Annotated in this window: 22 protein-coding genes and 1 pseudogene; 14 read left to right on the top strand and 9 right to left on the bottom strand. The window is 67.7% G+C overall.

Annotated elements, in window-relative coordinates:
• The first annotated feature begins 34 nt into the window (after nucleotides 1-34).
• The 9 genes from EZH22_RS15455 (at nucleotide 35) to EZH22_RS15415 (ending at nucleotide 12,106) form a co-directional block, all read left to right on the top strand.
• Nucleotides 35-1,309: a cytochrome c gene (locus tag EZH22_RS15455; protein WP_231710981.1), complete on the top strand. Its 1,275-nt coding sequence runs from the start codon at nucleotides 35-37 to the stop codon at nucleotides 1,307-1,309.
• A 30-nt stretch (nucleotides 1,310-1,339) separates the two neighbouring features.
• Nucleotides 1,340-1,798, top strand: a complete 459-nt coding sequence (locus EZH22_RS15450; RefSeq protein ID WP_203191454.1) for a (2Fe-2S)-binding protein — start codon at nucleotides 1,340-1,342, stop codon at nucleotides 1,796-1,798.
• Complete coding sequence (locus tag EZH22_RS15445; protein ID WP_203191453.1) at nucleotides 1,791-4,097, top strand: xanthine dehydrogenase family protein molybdopterin-binding subunit; 2,307 nt, start codon at nucleotides 1,791-1,793, stop codon at nucleotides 4,095-4,097. The genes EZH22_RS15450 and EZH22_RS15445 overlap by 8 nt, the downstream gene beginning before the upstream one ends.
• Nucleotides 4,098-4,343: 246 nt before the next feature.
• Nucleotides 4,344-5,930, top strand: coding sequence for a benzoylformate decarboxylase (gene mdlC, locus EZH22_RS15440; protein WP_203191452.1), 1,587 nt, complete (start codon nucleotides 4,344-4,346; stop codon nucleotides 5,928-5,930).
• 59 nt (nucleotides 5,931-5,989) lie between these two features.
• Entirely contained in the window at nucleotides 5,990-7,789 is a 1,800-nt protein-coding gene (gene dld / locus EZH22_RS15435) for a D-lactate dehydrogenase (RefSeq protein WP_203191451.1), read from the top strand.
• Between the two features lie 68 nt (nucleotides 7,790-7,857).
• Nucleotides 7,858-8,193, top strand: a complete 336-nt coding sequence (locus EZH22_RS15430) for a hypothetical protein (RefSeq protein ID WP_203191450.1) — start codon at nucleotides 7,858-7,860, stop codon at nucleotides 8,191-8,193.
• Nucleotides 8,190-8,558, top strand: a complete 369-nt coding sequence (locus EZH22_RS15425; RefSeq protein WP_203191449.1) for a hypothetical protein — start codon at nucleotides 8,190-8,192, stop codon at nucleotides 8,556-8,558. Before EZH22_RS15430 ends, EZH22_RS15425 begins: the two co-directional genes overlap by 4 nt.
• 51 nt (nucleotides 8,559-8,609) lie before the next feature.
• On the top strand, nucleotides 8,610-10,403 hold the full coding sequence (locus EZH22_RS15420; protein WP_203191448.1) for a CocE/NonD family hydrolase: 1,794 nt from the start codon (nucleotides 8,610-8,612) through the stop codon (nucleotides 10,401-10,403).
• 11 nt (nucleotides 10,404-10,414) lie between these two features.
• The gene (locus EZH22_RS15415; protein ID WP_203191447.1) at nucleotides 10,415-12,106 is read left to right on the top strand and encodes an NAD-dependent malic enzyme; all 1,692 of its coding nucleotides are present in this window, start codon (nucleotides 10,415-10,417) and stop codon (nucleotides 12,104-12,106) included.
• A 230-nt stretch (nucleotides 12,107-12,336) separates the two neighbouring features.
• Here EZH22_RS15415 and EZH22_RS31845 read toward each other — a convergent pair.
• The 7 genes and pseudogenes from EZH22_RS31845 to EZH22_RS15380 all read right to left on the bottom strand — a co-directional run.
• Nucleotides 12,337-12,615, bottom strand: a pseudogene (locus EZH22_RS31845) (hydantoinase/oxoprolinase N-terminal domain-containing protein); the annotation flags it as partial.
• Entirely contained in the window at nucleotides 12,612-12,956 is a 345-nt protein-coding gene (locus EZH22_RS15405) for an S-methyl thiohydantoin desulfurase domain-containing protein (protein WP_203191445.1), read from the bottom strand. The gene EZH22_RS15405 and the pseudogene EZH22_RS31845, both read right to left, overlap by 4 nt.
• 45 nt (nucleotides 12,957-13,001) lie before the next feature.
• Entirely contained in the window at nucleotides 13,002-14,468 is a 1,467-nt protein-coding gene (locus EZH22_RS15400) for an FAD-dependent monooxygenase (RefSeq protein WP_203191444.1), read from the bottom strand.
• Nucleotides 14,469-14,546: 78 nt separating this feature from the next.
• Nucleotides 14,547-15,029 carry a cupin domain-containing protein gene (locus EZH22_RS15395; protein WP_203191443.1) on the bottom strand — a complete coding sequence of 161 codons (483 nt, stop codon included), beginning with the start codon at nucleotides 15,027-15,029 and terminating at the stop codon, nucleotides 14,547-14,549.
• 49 nt (nucleotides 15,030-15,078) lie between these two features.
• Nucleotides 15,079-15,579: a Spy/CpxP family protein refolding chaperone gene (locus tag EZH22_RS15390; protein WP_203191442.1), complete on the bottom strand. Its 501-nt coding sequence runs from the start codon at nucleotides 15,577-15,579 to the stop codon at nucleotides 15,079-15,081.
• Between the two features lie 50 nt (nucleotides 15,580-15,629).
• Nucleotides 15,630-15,968: a GCG_CRPN prefix-to-repeats domain-containing protein gene (locus EZH22_RS15385; RefSeq protein ID WP_203191441.1), complete on the bottom strand. Its 339-nt coding sequence runs from the start codon at nucleotides 15,966-15,968 to the stop codon at nucleotides 15,630-15,632.
• Nucleotides 15,969-16,805: 837 nt separating this feature from the next.
• Nucleotides 16,806-17,663, bottom strand: coding sequence for a LysR family transcriptional regulator (locus EZH22_RS15380; RefSeq protein WP_203191440.1), 858 nt, complete (start codon nucleotides 17,661-17,663; stop codon nucleotides 16,806-16,808).
• 96 nt (nucleotides 17,664-17,759) lie between these two features.
• Between EZH22_RS15380 and EZH22_RS15375 the strand changes: the two genes are divergently transcribed.
• The gene (locus EZH22_RS15375) at nucleotides 17,760-18,137 is read left to right on the top strand and encodes a tautomerase family protein (RefSeq protein WP_203191439.1); all 378 of its coding nucleotides are present in this window, start codon (nucleotides 17,760-17,762) and stop codon (nucleotides 18,135-18,137) included.
• 92 nt (nucleotides 18,138-18,229) lie between these two features.
• Here EZH22_RS15375 and EZH22_RS15370 read toward each other — a convergent pair whose 3' ends face one another.
• Nucleotides 18,230-18,766, bottom strand: a complete 537-nt coding sequence (locus tag EZH22_RS15370; RefSeq protein WP_203191438.1) for an HPP family protein — start codon at nucleotides 18,764-18,766, stop codon at nucleotides 18,230-18,232.
• A gap of 282 nt (nucleotides 18,767-19,048) precedes the next feature.
• Between EZH22_RS15370 and EZH22_RS15365 the strand changes: the two genes are divergently transcribed.
• The gene (locus tag EZH22_RS15365) at nucleotides 19,049-19,762 is read left to right on the top strand and encodes a glutathione binding-like protein (protein WP_203191437.1); all 714 of its coding nucleotides are present in this window, start codon (nucleotides 19,049-19,051) and stop codon (nucleotides 19,760-19,762) included.
• 125 nt (nucleotides 19,763-19,887) lie between these two features.
• On the top strand, nucleotides 19,888-20,478 hold the full coding sequence (locus EZH22_RS15360; protein WP_203191436.1) for a TetR/AcrR family transcriptional regulator: 591 nt from the start codon (nucleotides 19,888-19,890) through the stop codon (nucleotides 20,476-20,478).
• Between the two features lie 50 nt (nucleotides 20,479-20,528).
• On the opposite strand, the gene EZH22_RS15355 is transcribed toward EZH22_RS15360, so the two are convergent.
• Nucleotides 20,529-21,458: a LysR family transcriptional regulator gene (locus EZH22_RS15355; protein ID WP_203191435.1), complete on the bottom strand. Its 930-nt coding sequence runs from the start codon at nucleotides 21,456-21,458 to the stop codon at nucleotides 20,529-20,531.
• A gap of 178 nt (nucleotides 21,459-21,636) precedes the next feature.
• Here EZH22_RS15355 and EZH22_RS15350 point away from each other — a divergent pair, with 178 nt between their 5' ends.
• Entirely contained in the window at nucleotides 21,637-22,188 is a 552-nt protein-coding gene (locus EZH22_RS15350; RefSeq protein WP_203191434.1) for a carboxymuconolactone decarboxylase family protein, read from the top strand.
• 60 nt (nucleotides 22,189-22,248) lie between these two features.
• Nucleotides 22,249-22,926 carry a pyridoxamine 5'-phosphate oxidase family protein gene (locus EZH22_RS15345; RefSeq protein ID WP_231710980.1) on the top strand — a complete coding sequence of 226 codons (678 nt, stop codon included), beginning with the start codon at nucleotides 22,249-22,251 and terminating at the stop codon, nucleotides 22,924-22,926.
• Nucleotides 22,927-22,967: the final 41 nt, after the last annotated feature.

Here is a 22,967-nt window from a genome sequence, read left to right as displayed (position 1 = left end):
GTTGCAATTGCTCAAGCGAACGCTCATCGGCTTGATGTCACTCCTTGTGATCGGGGTCGGAGGGTTCGCAGCCCTGGCCTGGCGCCCGGCGATCGCGCCCATCACGCCGCCCGCAGTCTCAAGCTTCGCTCCGGACCTCGTCGCCCGCGGCGCGGTGCTGGCCGGCGCCGGCTATTGCGCCACCTGCCACACCGCGCCGGGCGGCGCGCCCTATGCCGGCGGTTATGCGATGCAGACCGGCTTCGGCACCATCTATTCCACCAACATCACCCCCGAAGTGGAGACGGGCATCGGCAGCTGGTCGGAGGCCGCCTTCCGGCGGGCCATGCATTCGGGCGTGTCGCGCGACGGCTCGCATCTGTTTCCGGCTTTTCCCTATGACCACTTCACCAAGCTGACCGACGCAGACGTCGCCGCGCTCTACGCTTACATGATGACGCGTACCCCCGTGCGGGCGGCACCCCTTGAAAACGGCCTGCCGTTCCCGCTCAACCTGCGCCCGCTTCAGGCGGGATGGAAGCTGCTATTCTTCCAGCCGGGGCGCTATGTCGAGCAGCCCGCGCGCGGCGAGGTCTGGAACCGAGGCGCCTATCTGGCAGAGGGCATCAGCCATTGCGGCGCCTGCCACACGCCCCGCAACGCGCTGGGCGCGGAGGAGCGTGGGAACGCCTTCGCGGGCGCGCCGATCGACCATTGGGTGGCGCCGCCCCTGACGAAGGCGAACCCTTCGCCGGTGCCGTGGAGCCAGGATGAGCTCGTCACCTATCTCCGCCGCGGCGTCAGCCGGTTTCACGGCGTCGCGGCCGGTCCGATGTCGCCCGTCGTCCACGATGGCCTCGCCCGCCTTCCCGACGCGGACATCGCCGCGCTCGGCCTCTATTTCGCCGATGTCGGGCAGGCGGCGGCGCGGGCCGCCGAGGCGCAGCCGGCGATCGAACGGGCGCTGGCGATGAATGCGCACGACCCCGGGCTTCCCTACGATCCGACAGCACGCCTCTATGCGGCGGCCTGCGCCTCCTGCCACTTCAACGGCGGCGGGCAGGTCAACGCACTACGGCCCGATCTGGCCCTGAACAGTGCGGTCTCCCTGTCGGACCCCACCAATCTGATCCGGGTGATGCTGTACGGCGTGACCGCGCGCGAAGGTGCCCCTGGCATCGTGATGCCAGGCTTCGCGCCGGCCCTGAGCGATGCCGACATCGCCCGCATCGCCGCCTATCTGCGCGCCACCCGCACGTCCCATCCGGCGTGGCCGGATCTCGAAAAGACCGTTGCCGCCGTCCGCGCCCAGGGTCGCGGACAGGAGTGAGGCCATGAAGATATCCGGAGCCGCGCAGCCATGACCCGCTTCACCCTCAACGGTCGCGCCACGACGGTGGATGTCGACGACGACACGCCGCTCCTCTGGGTCCTGCGCGACGAGATTGGGCTGACCGGCACCAAGTTCGGCTGCGGCATCGGCATGTGCGGGGCCTGCACCGTCCATGTGGGCGGTCGGGCAACGCGCTCCTGCATCACTGCGGTGGGCACGGTGGAGGGGGCGGAGGTCACGACCATAGAGGGACTGGACCCCCATGGCGCCCACCCGGTGCAGACGGCCTGGAAAGACTTGCAGGTGCCCCAATGCGGCTACTGCCAGTCCGGCCAGATCATGCAGGCGGTCGCCCTGCTCAAGGACTTCCCGCACCCCACGGATGGGGAGATCGACGCCGTCATGACCGGCAATCTCTGCCGCTGCATGACCTATGTGCGCATCCGCGCAGCGATCAGGAAGGCAGCCGAGGCGAACCATGGCTAGAGGGATGAATCCGGGCGCGCCCGTGTTGACCCGGCGCGGCTTCCTGGTCGCCAGCGTCGGCGCGGGTGTCGGTGCGAGCCTCGCCTTCGGCTTTCCCCGCGGTGCCGCGGCGGCGATGGATCCCGCCGTGCCGGGCGGCATGCCACCGGCCGAGGCCGGGCCCCTGTTCGAGCCCACGCTGTGGTTCGCCATCGACGGTGAGGGTTGGGTGAGCATCAACATCATCCGCGCCGAGATGGGCCAGCATGTGGGCACCGCGCTCGCCCGCATCCTTGCGGACGAGCTTGGCGCCGACTGGGACAAGGTGCGCATCCTCCATGTGGACACCGATCCGAAATGGGGTCTGATGGTCACGGGCGGCAGCTGGTCGGTGTGGCAGAGCTTCCCCCTGTTCAGCCGGGCCGGAGCGGCCGGGCGCATCGCGCTGATCGAGCAGGGCGCGAAGCGCCTCGGCGTCGACCCGTCGGCATGCCGGGTCGAGAATGGCACCGTGGTTGCGGGTGGCGCTTCCCTCACCTTCGGCGAGATCGCCCGGCAGGGCGTCCCCGTGCGTCGATTTTCTGCGGACGAACTCGAGAAGTTGCCCATCAAGCCGGCCTCCGAGCGGCGCCTGGTCGGCCGGCCGGTTCAGGCCCTCGACATCCCGCCGAAGACCGACGGCACGGCACGCTATGGCATCGACGCCAAGGTCCCCGGCATGGTCTATGCCCGGCCGAAGATCCCCCCGACGCGGAACGGCGCGAAGGTCAACGGGGTCGACGACAGCGCGGCCAAAGCGGTGAAGGGCTATGTCGGCAGTCTCGTGCTCGATGATCCCTCGGGCACCGTGCCGGGCTGGGTGATGGTGATTGCGCAAAGCTATCCCGCCGCCATCCGCGCCGCCGATCTCGTCCGGGTGGACTGGACTCCTGGGCCGACGTCCGCCGTGTCCGAGAAGGATATCCAGGATCACGCCGCCCAGTTGATCGCCCAGCCGGACGCCGGCGCCGTGCTCGACACCGGGGGCGGTGACACGGCGGCGGCGTTCAAGGCGGCGCAGTCGACGCTGGAGCAGACCTACACCACCGCGACCGTGCTGCATTTCCAGCTCGAGCCCGTCAACGCGCTCGCATTCGAGAAGGACGGCGTGTTCGAGATCCACACCGGCAACCAGTGGCAGAGCCTGATCCTGCCGACGCTGGCCAAGGCGCTCGGGCGACCCGAGACCGGCATCATCCTGCGCACCTACCTGATCGGCGGCGGTTTCGGCCGCCGGCTGAACGGCGATTACGCAGTGCCGGCCGCGCTGGCGGCGAAGGCGCTCGCCAAGCCGGTGAAAATGGTGCTCACGCGGGAGGACGATGCCCGCTTTGATTCCCCCCGCTCGCCCTCGGTGCAGCGGCTGCGCATGGCATTCGGTGCGGGCGGCGAGGTGACCGCGATGGAGCACGACGCGGCCGCCGGGTGGCCGTCGCAGGTCATGACGCCATCCTTGATGCCGAAGGGCGCGAACGGCGTTCTCTACGATCCGTTCTCCATCTCCGGTGCCGACCATTGGTACAGTGTCGGCGCGCAGAAGGTGCGCGCCATCTCGAACGATCTGGCGAACGCCGCTTTCCGTCCGGGCTGGCTGCGTTCGGTGGGGCCGGGCTGGACCAACTGGGCGCTGGAAAGCTTCATGGACGAGGCCGCCCACCATGCCAAGGAGGACCCTGTCGCCTTCCGGCTGAAGCTGCTCGACGCGAAGGGTCGCAACGCCGGCTCGGCGCCGAACGCGGTGGGCGGTGCGCTGCGGCAGGCTGAGGTCGTCCGCCGGGCGGCCGCGCGGGCCGGCTGGGGCGCTCCGCTCCCGGCCGATACCGCCCTCGGGCTGGCCACCAGCTTCGGGCAGGAACGGACCATGCCGACCTGGATCGCCTGCGTGGCGCGGGTCCACGTCGACCGGCCCACAGGCGCCGTCCGGGTGGAGAAGCTGACGCTCGTCGCTGATGCCGGCACCGTGGTCGATCCCGACGGCGCGCGCGCGCAGGTCGAGGGCGCCGCATTGTGGGGCCTCAGCATGGCCCTGCACGAGGGGACCGTTTTCGAGCGCGGCCAGGTGAAAGATACCAATCTCAACAGCTACATGCCGTTGCGCATCAGCGACATTCCGCAGATGGACACCGGCTTCGTCGACAGTATCGAGGTCCCGGTCGGGCTGGGAGAGCCGGCCACGACGGTGGTGGGGCCGGCCATCGGCAATGCCATCTTCAACGCCGTCGGTGCGCGGCTGCGGCACATTCCCATCACGCCGGACGCCGTTCGCTCCGCCATCGGATGATTGCTTTCCGGCCTCCACGAGTCGGCCCGGTCTTGCCGGCAGCTCCGCCAAGCAAGGCATTTGGTGCGACGGGCAGGGCGCTATGCGGGTGTCGGACGAGGCGGCGGCAGGAAGGGCCGGGAGAAGAAGCAGGGCGCATCACCACTTCTGTAGATGTATCCCCCGAATGGCATCGAATAAGCTCAAGCAACATCGATCACAGTCGAGCGGTGCATCAGCGACCACCGGACATTCCAGAGGCGTATCATGACCACCATCCGCGACCTGACCTACGATCTGCTGCGCCGGCACGACATTACCACCATCTTCGGCAATCCCGGCTCGAACGAGCTGCCTTTCCTTGAGGATTTCCCGTCCGACTTCCGCTACATCCTCGCCTTGCACGAGGGCGCGGCCATCGGCATGGCCGACGGCTACGCGCAGGCCACGGGCCGCACCGCCTTTGTCAACCTCCACTCCGCAGCCGGCACGGGCAACGCCATGGGTGGCTTCGCCAACGCCTGGAATGCCCATACGCCGCTGGTGGTGACTGCGGGCCAGCAGGTTCGTGCCATGATGGGCATCGAGGCGCTCCTGACCAACATCGATGCGACCACGCTGCCAAAGCCGCTGGTGAAGTGGTCCTGCGAGCCGGCCCGCGCGGAGAACGTGCCCCTTGCCATGAGCCACGCCCTGCACCTGTCGGCCTTGCCCGCGCCGGGGCCGGTCTATCTCTCCATCCCCTATGACGACTGGGACAAGCCCGCCGAGCCGGAATCCTTGCGGCTGCTGACGCGCACGGTCTCCGCCGCGGGCGCGCTCGATACCGGAGCGCTTGCCGCGCTTGCCGCGCGCCTTGATCGCAGCACCAATCCTGTGATCGTGCTGGGGCCGGACGTGGACGCGGCGCGCGCGAACGCGCACGCGGTGCGCCTCGCCGAGCGGCTGAAGGCACCGGTGTGGGTCGCCCCTTCGGCGCCGCGCTGCCCCTTTCCCACTACCCATCGCAATTTCCGCGGCCTCCTGACCGCCAGCATGGCCGATATCTCCAGGCAGCTGGAAGGCCACGATTTGGTGCTGGTGGCCGGTGCGCCGGTGTTCCGCTATCACCAGTACGAGCCCGGCCCCCTGCTGCCGCCCGGGGCCGAGCTGATCCAGATCACCTGCGACCCCGACGAGGCGTCGCGCGCGCCCATGGGCGATGCGGTGGTCGGCGACATTGGCCTTATCCTCGCAGCGCTCGCCGACAAGGTCAGCGATGCGGCACGGCCGGAGCCGCAGCCGCGGGAGACACCGACACGGGCCGCGGCGGGCGTTGCCCCCCTCGCCGCCGAGCGCGTCCTCGACCTCATGGACGAGCTCGCCCCGCGCGACGCCATCTATGTGAACGAATCCACCTCCACCATCGAGGCCATGTGGGAGCGGATGCGCTGGGAGCAGCCGGGGAGCTATTATTTCGGGGCGGCAGGCGGCCTCGGCTTCGCCATGCCGGCCGCCGTTGGCGTGCAGCTCGCCGAGCCGGACCGGCAGGTGATCGCGCTCATCGGCGACGGCTCTGCCAATTACAGCGTCACCGCCTTGTGGACGGCGGCGCAGCATAAGGTGCCGGTGGTGTTCGTCATCATGCGCAACGGCACGTATGGCGCCCTGCGGTGGTTCGCCGGCGTGCTGAAAGCCGAGCACGTGCCTGCCCTGGACGTGCCGGACATCGATTTCGTCGCCATCGCCACGGGCTACGGGGTGGAGGCGGTGCGGGTCGACACCGATGCGGCCTTCGCCGCCGCCTTCACCCGCGCGCTCAAGGCCGGCAAGCCCTCCCTCATCGAGGTCGTCACCGCCTGGCCCCCGACTTGAGCATCCGGAACTTCTTCTCTCGACGCTGAAATCACAGCTTGTGCAAGGGAGCGGATGCCATGGATGGCGCATTTCTCGATCTGACCGTTCCGGCGCGTGATGCAGTTGGACAAAAGACGCTCGACGATGACGCGGCCCTCATCGGGCACCTTCAGGACATCGTCGGTCGATCGCATGTCCTGACAAGCCCCGAGGCGACGCGGCGCTTTCGCACCGGCATCCGGTTCGGCAACGGGCCGGTGGTTGCCGTGGTGCGGCCGGGGTCGCTGGTGGAGCAGTGGCGGGTGCTGAAGGCCTGCATCTCGGCAAACAAGATCATCATCCTGCAGTCGGCCAACACCGGCGTCACCGGCGGATCGACCCCTGACGGCGACGACTATGACCGTGGCGTGGTGCTCATCAACACCATGCGTATTGAGGGCCTGCATCTGATCAACGATGGAACACAGGTGGTGTGCCTGCCGGGCACGACCCTGTTCCATCTGGAGAAGGCGCTGGACAGGATCGGCCGCGCGCCGCACTCGGAAATCGGCTCGTCCTGCATCGGCGCATCGGTGTTCGGCGGCGTCTGCAACAATTCCGGCGGCGCCCTGATCCATCGTAGTCCGGCCTTCACCCAGCTTGCCCTGTTCGCCCGGCTGGATGAGGCGGGCGGGCTGCATCTCGTCAATCACCTGGGCATCGCGCTGGGCAACGACCCGGAGACGATCCTTCGGCGGATCGAGAGCGGCGATTTCACCCCCGCCGACATCGTCAACGACCCCTCCCGCGCCGCCTCGGACCATGACTATGCCGACCATGTACGTGACATCGAGGCGCCAACCCCCTCCCGCTTCAACGCCGATCCACGCCGCCTGTTCGAGGCCTCCGGCAGCGCCGGCAAGGTGATGCTGATGGCGGTGCGGCTCGACACCTTCCTGAAGGAGAAGGAACAGGTCGTCTTCTACATCGGCTCGAATGACACCAGCGAGCTCGAAGGCATCCGCCGCCATATCCTCGGAAGCTTCAAGGAGCTGCCGATCGAAGGCGAGTACATGCACCGGGACTCCTTCAATTGCGCGGAGGTCTACGGCAAGGACACCTTCGTGGTGATCCATTATCTCGGCACCGACATGATCCCGCGCCTGTTCGCCCTTCAGGCGGCATTCGACAATTTCTGCCGGCGGATCGCGTTCCTGCCGAAAAATCTCAGCGCCAAGATGCTGCAGGCCTTGAGCCACCTCTTCCCGAAGCATCTGCCCAGGCGCATGACGGACTACCGCGACCGCTTCGAACACTATCTGCTCCTGAAGATGGGGGACGACGGCATCGCGGAAGCCCGCGCCTATCTGAAGTCGATCTTCCCTTCGAAGTCCGGGGACTATTTCGAGTGCACGCGGGACGAAGGCGACAAGGCCTTCCTGCACCGCTTCGCCGCCGCCGGCGCCGCCATCCGCTATCGCGCGGTCCACGACAAGGAGGTGGAGGATATCGTGGCGCTCGACATCGCGCTCCGCCGCAACGACGAGAACTGGTTCGAGACGCTGCCCGAAGAGATCGACAAGCACATGATCCGCAAGCTCTATTGCGGCCACTTCTTCTGCCACGTCTTCCACCAGGACTATATCGTGGCCAAGGGCGGCAATTGCGAGGAGATCGAGCACGCCATGTGGAAGCTCCTCGATGCGCGCGGCGCGGAATATCCCGCCGAGCACAATGTGGGGCACCTTTATTTTGCGAAGCCCGCCATGGTCGACCATTTCAAGGCGCTCGATCCCTGCAACGCGTTCAATCCGGGGATCGGCCGCACCACGAAGTGCGCACACTGGATGCCGCGCGGACAGGCGTCCGCCAAGCCCGCGCTGCGCTGCGACGGCTGACCGCGGTCGCCCGCAGCGGCTGGGCGCTGGAACAGGCCGCGTAAAGCAACCCAAGCAGGGAGACGTTCATGTCCGGAGATTTCGAGAAAGAGCTGACCAAGCGCGTCTGGACCGACGACGCCTTCGCTGCGCAGGTGGAGAGCGATCCCGTCGAGGCGCTCAAGACCATGGGCGTCGAGGTGCCGGCCGGCGTCAAGGTGAAGGTGGTGGTGCAGCGGCGCGACCGGGTCTACTTCACCATCCCGCCCGCCCGCGCACCGCAATCGCCCCCGCCACCGGCGCCGCTCAACCAGATGGACCTGTGGTCCAGCCAGGGCCTGTTCATCTGGCTCGTGCCCGTGGCCGCCAAATTCAAGCTGCTGGCCCTGCGCAACGCGGCCCGCACCGAGGGAGATCAGCCGTGAGCAATGCCGATTTCGTCGAGAAGAATTACGAGCGCATCGCCACCGATCCCCATTACCGCGCGAAGCTCCTCGCCGACCCGGTCGGGGTGGTCTGCGCCGAGTTCGGCTACACGCCCGATCCGGATTTCAGGATCGAGATCATCGAGCAGGCGGAAGACACCATCGTCATCGTGGTTCCGCCGAAGCCCGAGGCCGAGACGGATCTGGAGCAGGCACTCACCGAGGTGACGGAGCGTGTCTTCGATCTTTTGTTCTCGTCCGGAATCGGCGGCTTTTTCATTCCGGATGACAAGCAGAAATGGGTCGTGCGCGAGATGCGGCTGGCCGCGCAGAAGAAGACCGGCCTCGACATCTCGCAATTGTAGGAAGCCAGGCCGCGATCTGGCGCGCCGGTCCTGAGACGGGGGAGAACGCACATGGCGGACAAGAACGGGAAGCCCGGCTTCTGGGACAATCTCATCGCGCCGAAGGGCGGCCTGTTCGGCGCGCAGCTCGCCGGCTGGACGCCGGGACCCGCCGCGAAGTCCGGGCTCGGATGCCGCGTCCTCGCGGACCAGATGGTCGAGGTCGCTCCGTCCATCGCGCTCGCCGCCGATGTCTATGTGCCCAAGGCACCCGGCCGCTATCCGGCGGTCATCGCCTTCGCCGCCTATTCCAAGGAATTGCAGGCCGCCGGCGTGCCTGCCGGCAACAACGAGACCGGCAGCCCGCCGGTCTTCACCGATCGCGGCTATGCGCATGTGATCGTCACCCGCCGTGGCATGGGCCGCTCGGGCGGCGCCGAGGCCGTCTACCTCAACGACACGGACGTGGAGGACCACGCCAAAGTCATCCAGTGGGCGGCCGCCCAGCCCTGGTGCGACGGGCAGGTGGTGCTGTTCGGCACCTCCTATTACGGGCTGACCCAGCCACAGGTGGCGCGGCTTCGCCCGCCGGCCCTGAAGGGCTTCTTCACCAACGAGATGTGCACGGACTACTTCCGCCACATCGCCATGTTCGGCGGTGCGCCGCAGCCCGATTTCTTCGCGCTCTGGATGGGCGCGAACTTCACGCCCCTGCAGTTCCGGCTGCGCGTGCCGCCGCTGCTGCGGGCGGTGGTGAGCCACATCACCAACTCAGCCCTGAAGCACGTGTGGTGGCCGCAGCTGAAGAAGCGCATGGCGCGGATCATGAAGGCGTTCCAGCGGCAGGTGCCGACGCCGCGGACGCGTCAGCTGTTCGCCGGCCTCATGCTCGACGGCAAGACCCGGGCGACCAGCGTGCTACCGGCCGGCCCGTCCGGCGCGCTGGGCGACATCGAGGTGCCGTTCGTGGTGGTACAGAACGCCGGGTACCTCAACCTGCACCAGTTCGGCGCCTACGATCTGTTCGAGAATGCCGGCACGCCGAAGGATCAATGCTGGCTGATCGTCGGCCCTGCGACCTATGACCTGCCGGTCTATGCGTGGCAGCTGGAGGCGCTCGCCTTCTTCGACCATCTCGTCTACGGCGCGGACAACGGCTATGCTGCCCAGCCGCGGGTGCGATACTGGACGGAAGGCGCGAAGGACTATCGCAGCGCTTCGGATTGGCCCCTTCCGGGCAGCACGGCGCTCCGCCTCTACCCGGCCTCCAATGGCGCCGACGCCGCAACCCATCGCCTCGACCGCGCGCCTGGCGAAGGCGGGACGAACCGATGGGCGGCGGTGCCGCTCGGCGCCATCGTGACGGCGGGCTTCGACGAGGTGGAGAGCCAGCGCCTCACCTTCGAGCTGCCGATCGAAGAGGAGATGGAACTGACCGGCCCGGTGACCGTGAGCCTTTCTTTCAGTTGCAACGAGATCGATTCCTACGTGGTGGCCCGCACTGGCCTCGTCTCGGCGGACGGCGGCTACCAGATCCTTTCCATGGGCGCGATCCGACCTGCCTGCCGCAGGATCGATGTGGCGCGCTCCACCATGACCGAGATCGCCATCGACATCGACACGCCCGAGCCCCTGACACCCGGCGTGCCGGTGACGCTGCGCTTCAGCCTCACGCCCCAACCCGTGGTGCTGATGCCGGGCGAGCGGCTGCGCCTCGACATCGCCAGCCGCACCGATCTCCTGCGCAGCGACGTGAGCCACGGGCACGCCCAGTTCGACGTGCAGGTGCCGCCCTATTACGCCCGCAACACCCTGCATTACGGGCCGGACACCTTCATCGAGCTGCGGCGTACCGGTCAGGGGTAGGAGAGATCTTCATGTCTGAGGCGACGGCATCAATGGCCACCGCGCTGAGCGGATACGAACTGCTGGCCGATCCCCAGCTCAACAAGGGTACTGCGTTCTCCGAAGCCGAGCGCGACGCCTTCCATCTGCACGGATTGCTGCCGCCGCACGTCTCGACCCTGGACGAGCAGATCTCCCGCGCACTCCAGTCGCTGCGCCAGTTCGAGACCGATCTCGAACGCTACGCCTTCCTCCGCGAGCTTCAGGACACCAACGAAACCCTGTTCTACGCGACGCTGGTCGGGAACCTGGAAGAGCTGCTGCCCATCGTCTACACGCCCACGGTCGGTGCCGGCTGCCGGCAGTTCAGCCGCCTCTACCACAAGCCGCGCGGCCTCTTCCTCAGCATTCCGCACCAGTCAAGGCTCGATCAGATCTTCGCGCAGCCGCGCTTCGACGCGGTGGAGGCGATCGTCGTGACCGACGGGGAGCGCATCCTGGGGCTGGGAGACCAGGGGGCGGGCGGCATGGGCATCCCCATCGGCAAGCTCGCGCTCTATTCCGGCTGCGGCGGACTGCATCCCGCGACGACTTTGCCGATCCTGCTCGACGTGGGGACCGACAATACAGACTGCCTCGCAGACCCGCTCTATGTGGGCTGGCGCCACGAGCGGGTGCGGGGCCAGGACTATGACGACTTCATCGAGGCCTTCGTCTCGGCCGTCATCCGGCGCTGGCCACGGGTCCTGCTGCAATGGGAAGACTTTGCGAAGGACAATGCGACGCGCCTGCTCGAGCGCTATCGCGACCGGCTTTGCACCTTCAACGACGACATACAGGGCACGGCCGCGGTAGCGACCGGCACCTTGCTGGCGGCCATCACTGTCACCGGCGTGCCGCTGACCCAACAGCGTGTGGCCGTCTTTGGCGCAGGCTCGGCCGGCTGCGGCATCGCCGGCCTGATCCGCGCGGCCATGTGCGACGCCGGCCTGTCGGAGAGCGAGGCGGCGGCGCGCTTCTTCATGGTCGATCGTAACGGCCTCCTGGTCGAAGGCATGGACGGCCTCGCCCCGTTCCAGGTCCCCTTCGTGCAGAAGCGGCAGGCGATCGACGGCTGGACGCTGGGCCATCCCGACAGGATCGAGCTTCTCGACGTGGTGCGCAATGCGCGACCAACGGTGCTGATCGGCGTCTCCGGCCAGGCCGGCGCCTTCGGCGAGCCGGTGGTCCGCGCCATGGCCGAGTGCAACCAGCGGCCGGTGATCTTTCCGCTGTCGAATCCGACCTCGCGCGCGGAAGCGACGCCGGCGGATATGGAAGCCTGGACCGGAGGACGGGCGCTGATGGGTGTCGGTAGCCCGTTTCCCCCGCTCATGCGCGACGGCGCCCGCTTCAAGGTGGACCAGACCAACAATTCCTACATATTCCCAGGTGTTGGCCTCGGCGTTCTGGCGGTCGGCGCGAGCCGCGTCACGGACGGCATGTTCATGGCGGCAGCGAAGGCGCTGGCCGATGCGTCGCCTGCGCGCGACAACCCGAAGCACAATCTCTTGCCCCCGGTCAGCGCGCTGCGCGAGGTCGCGGCGAATGTCGCGCTCGCGGTCGCGATGCAGACGCACAAGGAAGGCCATGCTCCCGGCGTGAGCGTCGATCAGATCGAGGAGCGTATCCGCGCCAAGATCTGGACGCCTTGCTACGTGCCGCTCACCGCAAAGCAGAAATAGCGGCTCGGGAGGAAAGGGCCCGAACGTCGCTGGATCCGGAACAAGGGATGAAATGAACCCACGCGGCCGCTGGACCGCCGGGCGATGCATCGGATGGCGCCGGATATTCCGCCGCCATCCGGGGGACCCGCTAGGCAGTGAGCCGTGCGACATCCCCGATGACCCGCACGCGGACGCGCCGCGCATTGCCGGGCAGATAGGCGATCGGAATGTCCTCCATGTCGAGCGTCTGCACGGGTGGGCAGGCCGATGCGCAGCGCCGCGACGCGATCCAGATGGCGGCGCTCTACCACGGCATTGGTGAAATGCGTGGTGCCGATCATCACCGCTTCGATCCGCCCCAGCGCCGGACGGCCGGCGGCCGCGGCGACCAGATCGACCAGCGCCTGGCGCACGCCGTCCGCGACATCGACGGTGGTCGGCCGCTTCAGCGCGGCGAGCACCTTGCCGCCCTCGAGCAGAACGGCATCGGTATTGGTGCCGCCGACGTCGATTCCGATGCGGCTCATGCCGGCTCCTCCCCGAAGACGCTGCGAAATTCGACGTCGGGGCCGAAGGCGCGCGGACCGACGTGGCGCAGCCCCTCCACGCTCCGATGTATCGGCTGCGACGGTAGGGCGATGACCGTGACCCTCTGACCGTAGCGCAAGCTCTCCGTGCCGATGGCCTCTCCCGAGATGCTGTCGAGCACGCAGATCAGGTCGGGCGTGGTGACGATCACCGCGCCGTCGCGACGGCCGATGGTGAACTCGTTCTGGAAGGCGATGTCGAAGGACGCGCCGGCATCGTCACCGAGGCCCGCCAGGTTGAGGGATCCGCGCAGGAAGCCCTCGGTGCGGCGGGCTGTCATTCCGACCGCCAAGACCGTTCGGGATCTGTCTTAAGCAATGAGCGCTCAGCGCTCCGCCTCGATCTGGTGGAGATAGGGGACGAGAGCCTGCCAGTCCGCATCCTCCACCTGGGCTGCGAGGTAGCCGTCCGGACGGACCAGCGAGATGAAAGCTCCGCCGTCGGATCGAGGCGACGACGCCACGAGCCGGGGAAAGCGGGAGGCGAGTTCGGTCGCGCCGGCTCCGCCGCACGCGGCGAACAGCGGCGTGTCGCCCGAGCCGAACGGCACCTCCCCCACCACCGGCCGCACCCGCGACCCCGCAGCCGCTTCGCCCCGGGATGGGCCGTTGAGCGGGCTATGGGGATAGCCGATGGAGACTTCCGCCATCAGCCCGGTCATGGCCCGCTGCACCGGCGCGAGCCCCAGCAGCAGATGGACGGCCACGTCGCGCAGATGCTCCAGGATGGGGTTGGCCAGCGTCGCCATCCGGGTCATCCGCCCGGATGCCTCGATCACCTGTGCGCCCACCGGGCGGCGCTCGGGGTCATAGCTGTCCAGAAGCGCCGGGGCGGTGGCGATGCCGCGGCTCACCAGCGCCAGCTTCCAGGCGAGATTGATCGCATCCTGCATGCCGGTGTTCATGCCCTGCCCGCCAGCCGGGCTGTGGATGTGGGCCGCGTCGCCGGCGAGGAAGACCCGTCCGGTCCGATAGCTGTCCACCTGCCGCTCGTTGATGTGGAAGGCGCTGATCCAGACCGTCCCGGTGAGCGTGATGCCGCCGGGGCCACGCACATCCAGCACTTTCTGGAAGGCGTCCTGGTCCAGCGGCACCGCTGGCTTTCCGGTCGTCGGGCCGAGGCTGGTGATGATGCGGGCGCGATCGGGCCCCATGGGGAAGAACAGCATCGGCCCGTCCTCGTGACAGAAGATGGACATCTGCGACGGCGGGAAGGGATATCCGCTCAGGTGAAAGTCGCCCTGGGTCCAGTCGAGGCCCATGGTGTCGCCCTTGAAGTCGAGGCCGAGGCGGTGGCGCACCACGCTGTGCGCCCCGTCGCAGGCGACCAGAAAGGCGAAGCGCTCGGTGCTCTCGGCACCATCGCTGCCGCGCAGGCGGGCCGAGACGCCGTCCGCATCCTGTTCAAAATCGAGCAGCTCGATGCCGAGGTCAGGCGCGACCCCGTGGGCCGCGAGATGACGCCGCAGCACGGATTCGGTGTCGTACTGCGGCACCATGAGCACGAAAGGATAGGGTGAGGGCACCTGATCGAGAGACAACGCCGCCACGCGCCGGCCACCCGACAAGAGGTTGGCGACGGTCACCTTGTTCCCCAGAGAAATCAGGTCGGCTGCCGCACCGGAGCGGTCGAGAAGCTCCAGCGTGCGCGGCCATACCGCGACCGCACGCGACGTGTGCTCCGCGTCCGGGATCTTGTCGATGATACGGGCCTGCACGCCGTAGCGCGCCAGCTCCAGAGCCATGGTCAGTCCGACCGGTCCCGCGCCGACGATGAGAACGCGATCAGTCACGATGTCCTCCCGAATGTCTCATGGGTCGGCCCGCGCCGCGGGCCGTGGTTTGGGTCGATGGGGGCGGCCGTACCCGCCTCAATCCGTGGGCTGGTCGTTCTTGCTCACCGGCGGACCGAGGAACTCCACGTGCCACTTCAGACCGAAGGCATTGAGCGCAGCCTGGTCGGGGATGCCGTCGTGCATCACGCCGGCGAGCTCGGTGAAGAAGGCAGCCGCATCGAGGGCCGGCGCCATCAGGATGTATTGGCGGGCGGGCTTGTCGGTCACGTTGCAGAAGCCGTGCTCGACCCCGCCGGGAATGCTGACCACGTCGCCCGCCTCGGCATAAAAGCGTCGGCCGTCCGCCTCATAAAGATATCGGCCCTCGATGACGCGGAAGATCTCGGCTTCGCGGTGGCGATGGCGGGGGGGACCGGCGCCCGGGGCATTGATGGTCTCGATGAAGCAGAACTCGCCCGAGCTCGCCGCCGGCGGCATGCGCACGAACAGATCGAGCCCAATGGCGGGGATCTTGATGGGCGCTTCTGTTCCCTTGGAATGCAGGAAGGATATGGACATGGAAGCCTCCTTAAGGCGCGTAAGTTGGCGAGATGATATTGTTTTGACCCTAGTTTTCTTCTTCGAACAGCCAGATCTCGGCGGTGGGCTGGGGCAGGCCGGAGCTTTCGCGCAGGCCGAGGAAGGCGGGAATGCGCCGCTGCTGCTCCGGCGTGAGAGACGCGACGAGAGGCTTCAGCGCGGCCGTCACGCTCTTCAGGTCCCGCGCGCGCAGCGCCTCGGCATCGGCGGTGCGCTCCAGGATCGCTACGAAATCAGCCGGCGGCGGCGCCTTGGCCCGCTCGGCCCGGCGCTCGGCGGACAACTTCGCCACCGCGCGGATGGCGGCTTCCACCGGCGGCCAGAGCTTCTGCTGCTCCGGGGTGAGGGTCATCACCGTCTTCAGCGCGAGAAGGCGCGCCTCGAGCACGGCCTGGGCATCCGCCCCGCTGTAGAGCTCCACGGCGGGGGGCTCCGGCAGTGCGCCCGCCGGCAGCGCCGTCTGGGCCTGCGCTGTGGGCGCCGCGATGACAAGCGCACCCATCAGGGCGGCCATGAGAGTGCGGTTCATGATCAATATCTCTTGTCTCATTGGATCTGAGCGGGAGACGGTCGTCACCGTCACTGCCATCCGCCGCCGGGCAGCCGGCCGTGATAGGGGGTATCGCGACAATGCCCCCAGGGCCCATGCCAGTAGCCGGGTGGGCAGCCATTGCCGAAATAGCCATAGGCGGGGGGCAGGTCGTAGACCCACCCGCCGCCCGGCACGCGGCCGGTATAGGGAGTGTCGCGGCAATGGCCCCAGGGCCCGCGCCACCAGCCCGGGCCACAGCCCTGGGCGACCAGTGTCGTGGAGGCGGTCGCCGGTACAGGGGATGGGGCAAGGGGCATCGCCGAAGCCGGCAACGCCGCCAGCGTGCCGAGCCACAAGCCGGAAACCAGTCGAAAGGTGTTTCGCATGGGATCACTCGCGGTGAGACATCCCGGGCCTCGAAGATCGCAGCCCGCACCAAGGGCCCCTTTGCGGACCCGAGTGCCAAGGAATTATCTCCACCGCCTTGGAGGCGCATCGGCAGAACTGGTGATGCGCCCTGTCGTCTTTCGGCGCTCCGGCATCGAAACGGTCGCGACCATCGGCGCCACCGGGGCCGAGGGCGAACAGATCAAGCTGGGTGCAGATCCGCGCAATCCGAGGTGCGGGGTGTGCGCCAGTAGCGATCAGGTGTTGAGCCATCACCCCTGGGGCCTGCATTCTCGCGGACCTCGTTTATGATGCGCCCACGTTTGTGGCGAGAAGAACCACTATATCGGATCCGCAAATACACCGCTGTTCAACGAAAGGTATCGGACTTGGTATAGACTTGCACCGCAGGCGGAAATCTCAATAACTACATTGCGAAATCAAGCTTGTTGGCCATCGAACGGGAATGAAAGATGCACGTTCGCGGCCTCTCGCGAACGATTGCCACACCCTAATAACCAGCTGAAATCAAACAAAAAATCAAGCACTCCCTATCGGAGCCTATCGCCCTGAAACGATGGGCTCCGGCCGTGCGCGCGACGGTATGCGCTTTTCGCCGTCCAGCGAATTTCTGCCCTACCGTCAGGCCAGAAACCGAGGCAACCCGGTCGCGGGAGACGGACGGTGTCGACCTCGGCCTCTCGCCCGGGCGCATTTGGGGTGGGGCCCCTGTGCCCAGAGCGTTTTCGAGCGAAGTGGAGACCGATTCGCGTGAAGAAAACGCGATCACGCAGAGATATAGGCGTTTCCCCGATTCCGTGAAACGGGGGAACGCCCTAGCCACGCACCGCGCTCCTGAAGGCGGCCGAAAGCGCGGCGAGCGCATCGCGCGGGCGGCCGTCCCTGATCCTCGTGTGAAGCAGCACCGGCAAGCGCGGAAGGTCCGGAAGGCCGAGCCTGCGGCCGACTTCGACGGCGCCGAAGGGCAGCATGCGCGGAGCCAACGCAGCAACGCCGAGCCCGGCCATGACGGCGGCCGCGACCGCCGTGACGCCCCCGCCGACGAAAATCTCCGTCCAGGGCACGCCCGCCGCATCGAGGAGCTGCCCCGCCATGGCACGCACGCCGCACGGTTCGGCCATCGTGGCCAGCGGCAGGGGCTCGCCCGCGCGGTGCTGCCAGCCTGGTGACGCGAACCAGCCGAACTTTTCTTCCGTGAGCATCTCCCCGTCGCTCCGCCCGGCATGCAGGCGGACGATCACCGTGTCGAGCTCGCGCCGGTCGAAGCTTTGAAGCAGATCGCCCGATGATCCGATACGGATTTCGATCAACAGCTGCGGGTCTTGCGCGTTCATGCGCGCGATCAAGGCGGGAAGCTCAGGCCCCGCCACATGGTCGCTGATGCCGATGGTGAGGCGTTCCCGGGTTTGGACAAAGAGGGCGAGCGCGCGGTCGTGCGCTTCCAGCAGCGCGCGGGCATGTTCCAGGAAGGCATCACCCCGCGCCGAAAGCTGCACATACCGGGGCGTCCGCTCGACGAGCCGGCAGCCCACCCGCTCTTCAAGCCGCTTCAGCTTCAGGCTGATCGCAGCCTGCGTCGTCCCCATCGCCTCAGCCGCGCGGGTGAAGTTGCCAAGCTCGGCGATGCAGATGAAAGCCCGGACGGAGTCCAGGTCGAGGGGGCGCCCAATCATTTTCAGTCGTTATTATTGATATCAGCATCCATATAATACCAAAATGATAGAGCGGCGTCTAACCTCGAAGCGGGTCACAGAAGCAAAGGGGTCGCGATGCCGCTCATTCACATCTCCATGCGCGCCGGAAAGCCCGAAGCCTACCGGCAGGCCATGTTCGACAGCCTCTACCGCGCCCTGCGCGAGACGCTCGGCGTGCCCGAAGACGACCAGTTCATGACCATCAGCGAGCATGACGCCGCGAACTTCCGCTACGGTGCGGCCTTCGGTGTCACGCGGAGCGACGATCTCGTCTATATCGGGATCACCGTCTTCAATACCCGCACGGGGGAGCAGAAGAAGACGCTCTTCAAGCGCATTGCGGAGCTGCTCGGCGAGAACCCGGGCATCCGGCCGGAAAACGTGTTCGTGGTCATCGCCGATGCCGCGAAGGAAAATTGGTCCGTTGGCCACGGCCTCCAGCAATTTGCCTGAGATGGTGGGAAAATCGCGCACGGTGAGCCCGATGGCTGATCCCGACATGCGCTCATCCGGAGGCGGTCGCGGACGCCCATCTCATGCAGGGCTTACCACCAGCGCGACGGCCAGCTTCCCCGCCGCGCCAGGTTGTGCCAGCCGAACGCATACAGCGACAACAGCACCGCGCCGAAACCCACCGGGACCAGCAGGAAGCCGGGCTTCATGGCCTCCATCACCACGATGATGGGATTGATGGCCGCCGGGGGATGCATGGTGCCGGTGGCCCGCATGGCGACCATGGCGAGCCCCACCGCCGCCGCCGCGGCCGGTTCGGAGCGGCCGAAAACGGCGAGCATGGCCAGGCCCACCAGCGTCGAGACCAGATGGCCTCCCACCAGCGCCCGGGGCTGGGCCGCCTCTGCCTCCGGCATGCCCAGAACCAGGACGATGGAGGTGGCGAACGGAATGAGGGCCAGCGGCGTCTCACCAAAATAGGCCGCGATTTCCATGGCGGCGACCGCCAGCGTCCCGCCCAGCCCCTGCCAGCACCAGAGCAGGAGCGTGCGCCCGTCTCTGCCAAGAAAGGTACGCGCCCCAGGGCGGGTATCGGATGAGGAGCCGGGCGGTGGCGCGGAAGGAGGCATGCCTCATTTTGCAACACTGCGCGAGCCATTCGCAAATGCGAATTGGCCCGATCGGCAAACCGGGACGGGCGGCTGCCCCTCCCCGGCCCTCCCCCGCAAGCGGGAAAAGGGGCGGCAACGCATGGCTTTCAAACTGGGATATGACCACGGCCGGCCGGATTTTGCGTTTTAGATCGACCGATATAGAATGTGCCCGAGGCGGGGGCCACAAGCTCCCTTCGGGCGATTTTTGCGCGATGCGGGTGTTCTCGCGTGGCGTTCGGCGCATCAGCGAGGCTGAAGATGATCGATCTTTATTATTGGCCGACTCCGAACGGCCACAAGATCACGCTCTTCCTGGAAGAATCAGGGATCGACTACCGGATCATCCCGGTGGATATCAGTGCGGGCGACCAATTCAAGCCGGACTTTCTTGCGATCGCCCCCAACAACCGCATGCCGGCGATCGTCGACCTCGACCCCAGCGACAAGGGCGCGCCGATCCCGGTGTTCGAATCCGGCGCGATCCTGCTTTATCTCGCCGAGAAGACGGGGCGCTTCATTCCCTCCGAACCGCGCGCCCGCACGAGCGTCATGCAATGGCTGTTCTGGCAGATGGGCGGGCTTGGCCCCATGGCCGGACAGAACCACCATTTCAGTCAGTATGCGCCGGAGAAGATCCCCTACGCCATCGAGCGCTACGTGAAGGAGACAAACCGGCTCTACGGCGTGCTGGACCGCCGGCTGGCGGCAAACGCCGAGGCCGGGGGCGCCTATGTGGCGGGTCCGGACTATTCCATCGCTGACATGGCCATCTATCCCTGGATCGTGCCCCACCAGCGCCAGGGCCAGGATCTTGCCGATTTCCCCCATCTCAGGCGCTGGTTCGAAGCCGTGGCGGCGCGGCCGGCGACCATCGCCGCCTATGCCAGGGGCGAACCCTATTCCAACCGCCCGACCGTGACGGAGGAAGGCAAGAAGATCCTCTTCGGGCAAACCGCGCGACGCGCCGGGTGACGGAAGCCGGAGCACGCGCCCATCGCACCGCAAGCCGATGGGATAATGCGATCTCTTTCCGAAAGCTCAGGGGCGGGCGTCAGGCGCGCCCGCATTGCCCACGACAATGAAAGACGACGCGCGACATGGCACGGCCACGGGCGTTCGACGAAAACGAGGTTCTGGACGCGGCGATCCGCTGCTTCTGGATGCGCGGCTACGAGGCCACCTCGGTGCGCGACCTCGCGTCCAGCATGGGGCTCACCGGCGCCAGCCTCTACAACGCCTTCGGCGACAAGCACGCGCTCTATGAGCGCGCGCTTCAGCGCTATGTGGATGAGAGCGTGGCCGACCGCATCCGTCGCCTCGAGGATCCCGCCATCGGTCCGCGCGCGGCCATCGGCGCCTTCTTCGACGAGGTGGTGGAGCGCTCGCTGGACGATCCGGACATGAAGGGCTGCATGATGGTCAATGCCGCCGTGGAGCTCGGCCCCCACGATCCCGACATGCGCGCCGCCGCAGGCCGGACCCTCGGCGAGATCGAGGCCTTCTTCCGCCGTCGCGTGGCGGCGGGCCAGAAGGACGGCGCCATCGCCGCCGACCTGTCGCCCGAGGACTTCGCGCGCATGCTGCTCGGCGTGCTGCTCGGCATCCGCGTCCTGTCCCGCATCCGGCCCGAGCGGGCGCTGCTGGAAGGCGTCCTGCGTCCTGCCCTTGCCGCGCTGGAGCCGCGCTGAGCCGGGTTGTCCGCAGCGCAGGCGGCGGCCCTGGCCCGGCGTCACGCCATTCAGGCCCGCCGCGAGGAGACCGGCAGGGCCGCGAGCCGCGCCCTCAGGCGGGGCACCGCGAAGTCGACGAAGGCGCGCAGCTTTGCCGCCTGGAGCCGCGCCCCCGGATAGACCACGTGCACCGGCAGCGGCTCGCCTTCGAAATCCTCCAGCACCAGGCGCAGGCGCCCGGCGGCCACCGCGTCCTCCACCTGATAGGACAGCACGCGGGTGACACCGCGGCCCCGCGCCGCCGCCGCGATGGCCGCATCGGCGCTGTTGACGGTGAAGCGCGCATGCACGCCCACCTGCTTGCGCGCCCCGCCCGAAGGCCCCGGGGCGAAGGTCCAGACCGCATTCTCGGTGATCTGCGAGAACGAGACGACCTGATGCGTCGACAGGTCCGCCGGCACGGTGGGCGTGCCGCGGGCAGCGAGATAGTCCGGGCTCGCGCACACCACGCGCCGCACCTCGCCCACCCGCGCGGCGACAAGGCTCGAGTCCGGCAGACGGCCGATGCGCACCGCCACGTCGTGGCCCTCGTCGATCAGGTTGACCACCCGGTCCACCAGCAGCAGCCGCGCCTCCAGCGCCGGGTGCGCCTCGATGAGATCCTCGATCACGGGTGCCACGTGCAGGCGGCCGAACGTGGCCGGCGCGGTGACGGACAGGACGCCCCTTGGATCGGTGCGCTCGCCGGCGGCAAGCAGGTCCGCCTGGGCGAGATCGGCAAGGATGGCGCGGCAGGAGGCCAGATAAAGCTCGCCCGCCTGGGTCAGGTGCAGGGCGCGCGTGGTGCGGTGGAGGAGGCGCGTGCCGAGATGCTCCTCCAGCTGCGCCACGGCGCGCGTGATCGCCGCCGGCGAGCGGCCGAGCCGACGGGCGGCGCGGGCGAGGCTGCCCGCGTCGAGGGCCGTGACGAAGGCGGTCATGGCGTCGATCCGGTCCATGCCATGATTTCACTTTTCGGAATAATGACTTTCAAACTCTAATCATTCTGCACAACAACGGGAAGACCTAGCTTTCCGGAGCGGCGCCCATCAAGAGCCGGGCCCGAAGAGGCCACAGCGGCTTCATCGCGCCCTCCGTCTCTGCCCTGAAGCGGGGACTCCGAAGGAGGATCAACCCATGAGCCGCATTCCCGCCCTCGATCCCACCGCCGCCACCGGCAGGGCGAAAGACCTTCTCGCCGCCGTCGCGGCAGAGTTCGGCTCGACCCCCAACCTGTTCAAGGTTGCGGCCCAGTCCCCGGCCGTTCTCGAAGCCCTCATCGGCCTGTCCGGCGCCCTCGGCGGCGGCGCGCTCCCGGCCAGGATCCGCGAGAGCCTCGCCATCGCGGTGGCCGAAGTGAATGGCTGCGACTATTGCCTCTCCGCGCATTCGCTCATGGGCAAGGGCGCCGGCCTCAGCGACGCCGACATCAGCCTCGCCCGCTCCGGCCGCGCCGCCGACAGCAAGGCCGAGGCGGCGCTTTCCTTCGCCCGCGCGGTGGTCGCAAGCCGCGGCAAGGTGAGCGATGGGGACCTCGCCCACGCCCACCAGGCCGGGCTGGGTGACGGCGATATCGTGGAGATCGTGGCGCTGGTCGCCATGAACATCTTCACCAATTACCTCAACAGCGTCGCGGAAACCGAGAGCGACTTCCCGGTGGTGCGCTCCGGCGCCCCGCGCGCCGCCTGACCCCGCATCCGCCAGGACCGTCATCCGGTCCCGACCTCACCCACTCGTGGAGGGATTCCCGTGCCCGATCCGTCAGACCCGCTTCATCCGGTGCCCGCCAGCGATATCGCCTTCACACCCGCGGTGAAAGCCGCGCAGGCCGAGCGCGGCTCGCGCGCCATGTACGCCCGCGTCGAGGCGCGCGGCGGCTTCCGCACCCGCATCACGCCGGATCTCGTCGCCTTTCTCGGCGAGGTGGATACGGCCTATCTCGCCACGGCCAACGCGACCGGGCAGCCCTACGTGCAGCATCGCGGGGGTCCGAAAGGCTTCATCCGCGTCGTGGACGAAGGAACCCTCGGCTTCGCCGACTTCAGCGGCAATCGCCAGTATGTGACACTGGGAAACCTGAGCGAGAACAGGAAAGCCTTCTTGTTCCTCATGGACTACGCCCACCGCCGCCGCATCAAGATCTGGGGCGAGCTCGAGGCGGTGGAAGACGACCCGGCGCTCCTCGCCCGCCTGATGCCGGAAGGCTACGACGCCCGGCCGGAGCGCGCGCTGCTGTTTCGCGTGCGCGCCTGGGACATCAACTGCCCGCAGCACATCCCGCAGAAGATCGACGCCCCCCTCGTCGCCGCGGCGCTCCAGGCGCGCGACGACCGCATCGCGGCGCTGGAGGCGGAGGTCGCGGACCTGCGCGCGCGGCTCGACGCCGGTGCGGACAGGGCCGGGAAGGACGGCGACCACGCTGGCTGAAGGATACGCGTTCACTCTTCGTGAGGCGTGTAACGCGCGGC

It is taken from the genome of Xanthobacter dioxanivorans, from assembly GCF_016807805.1.
Taxonomy (GTDB): Bacteria; Pseudomonadota; Alphaproteobacteria; order Rhizobiales; family Xanthobacteraceae; genus Xanthobacter; species Xanthobacter dioxanivorans.
This window is presented reverse-complemented; position numbering and strand designations above follow the sequence as displayed.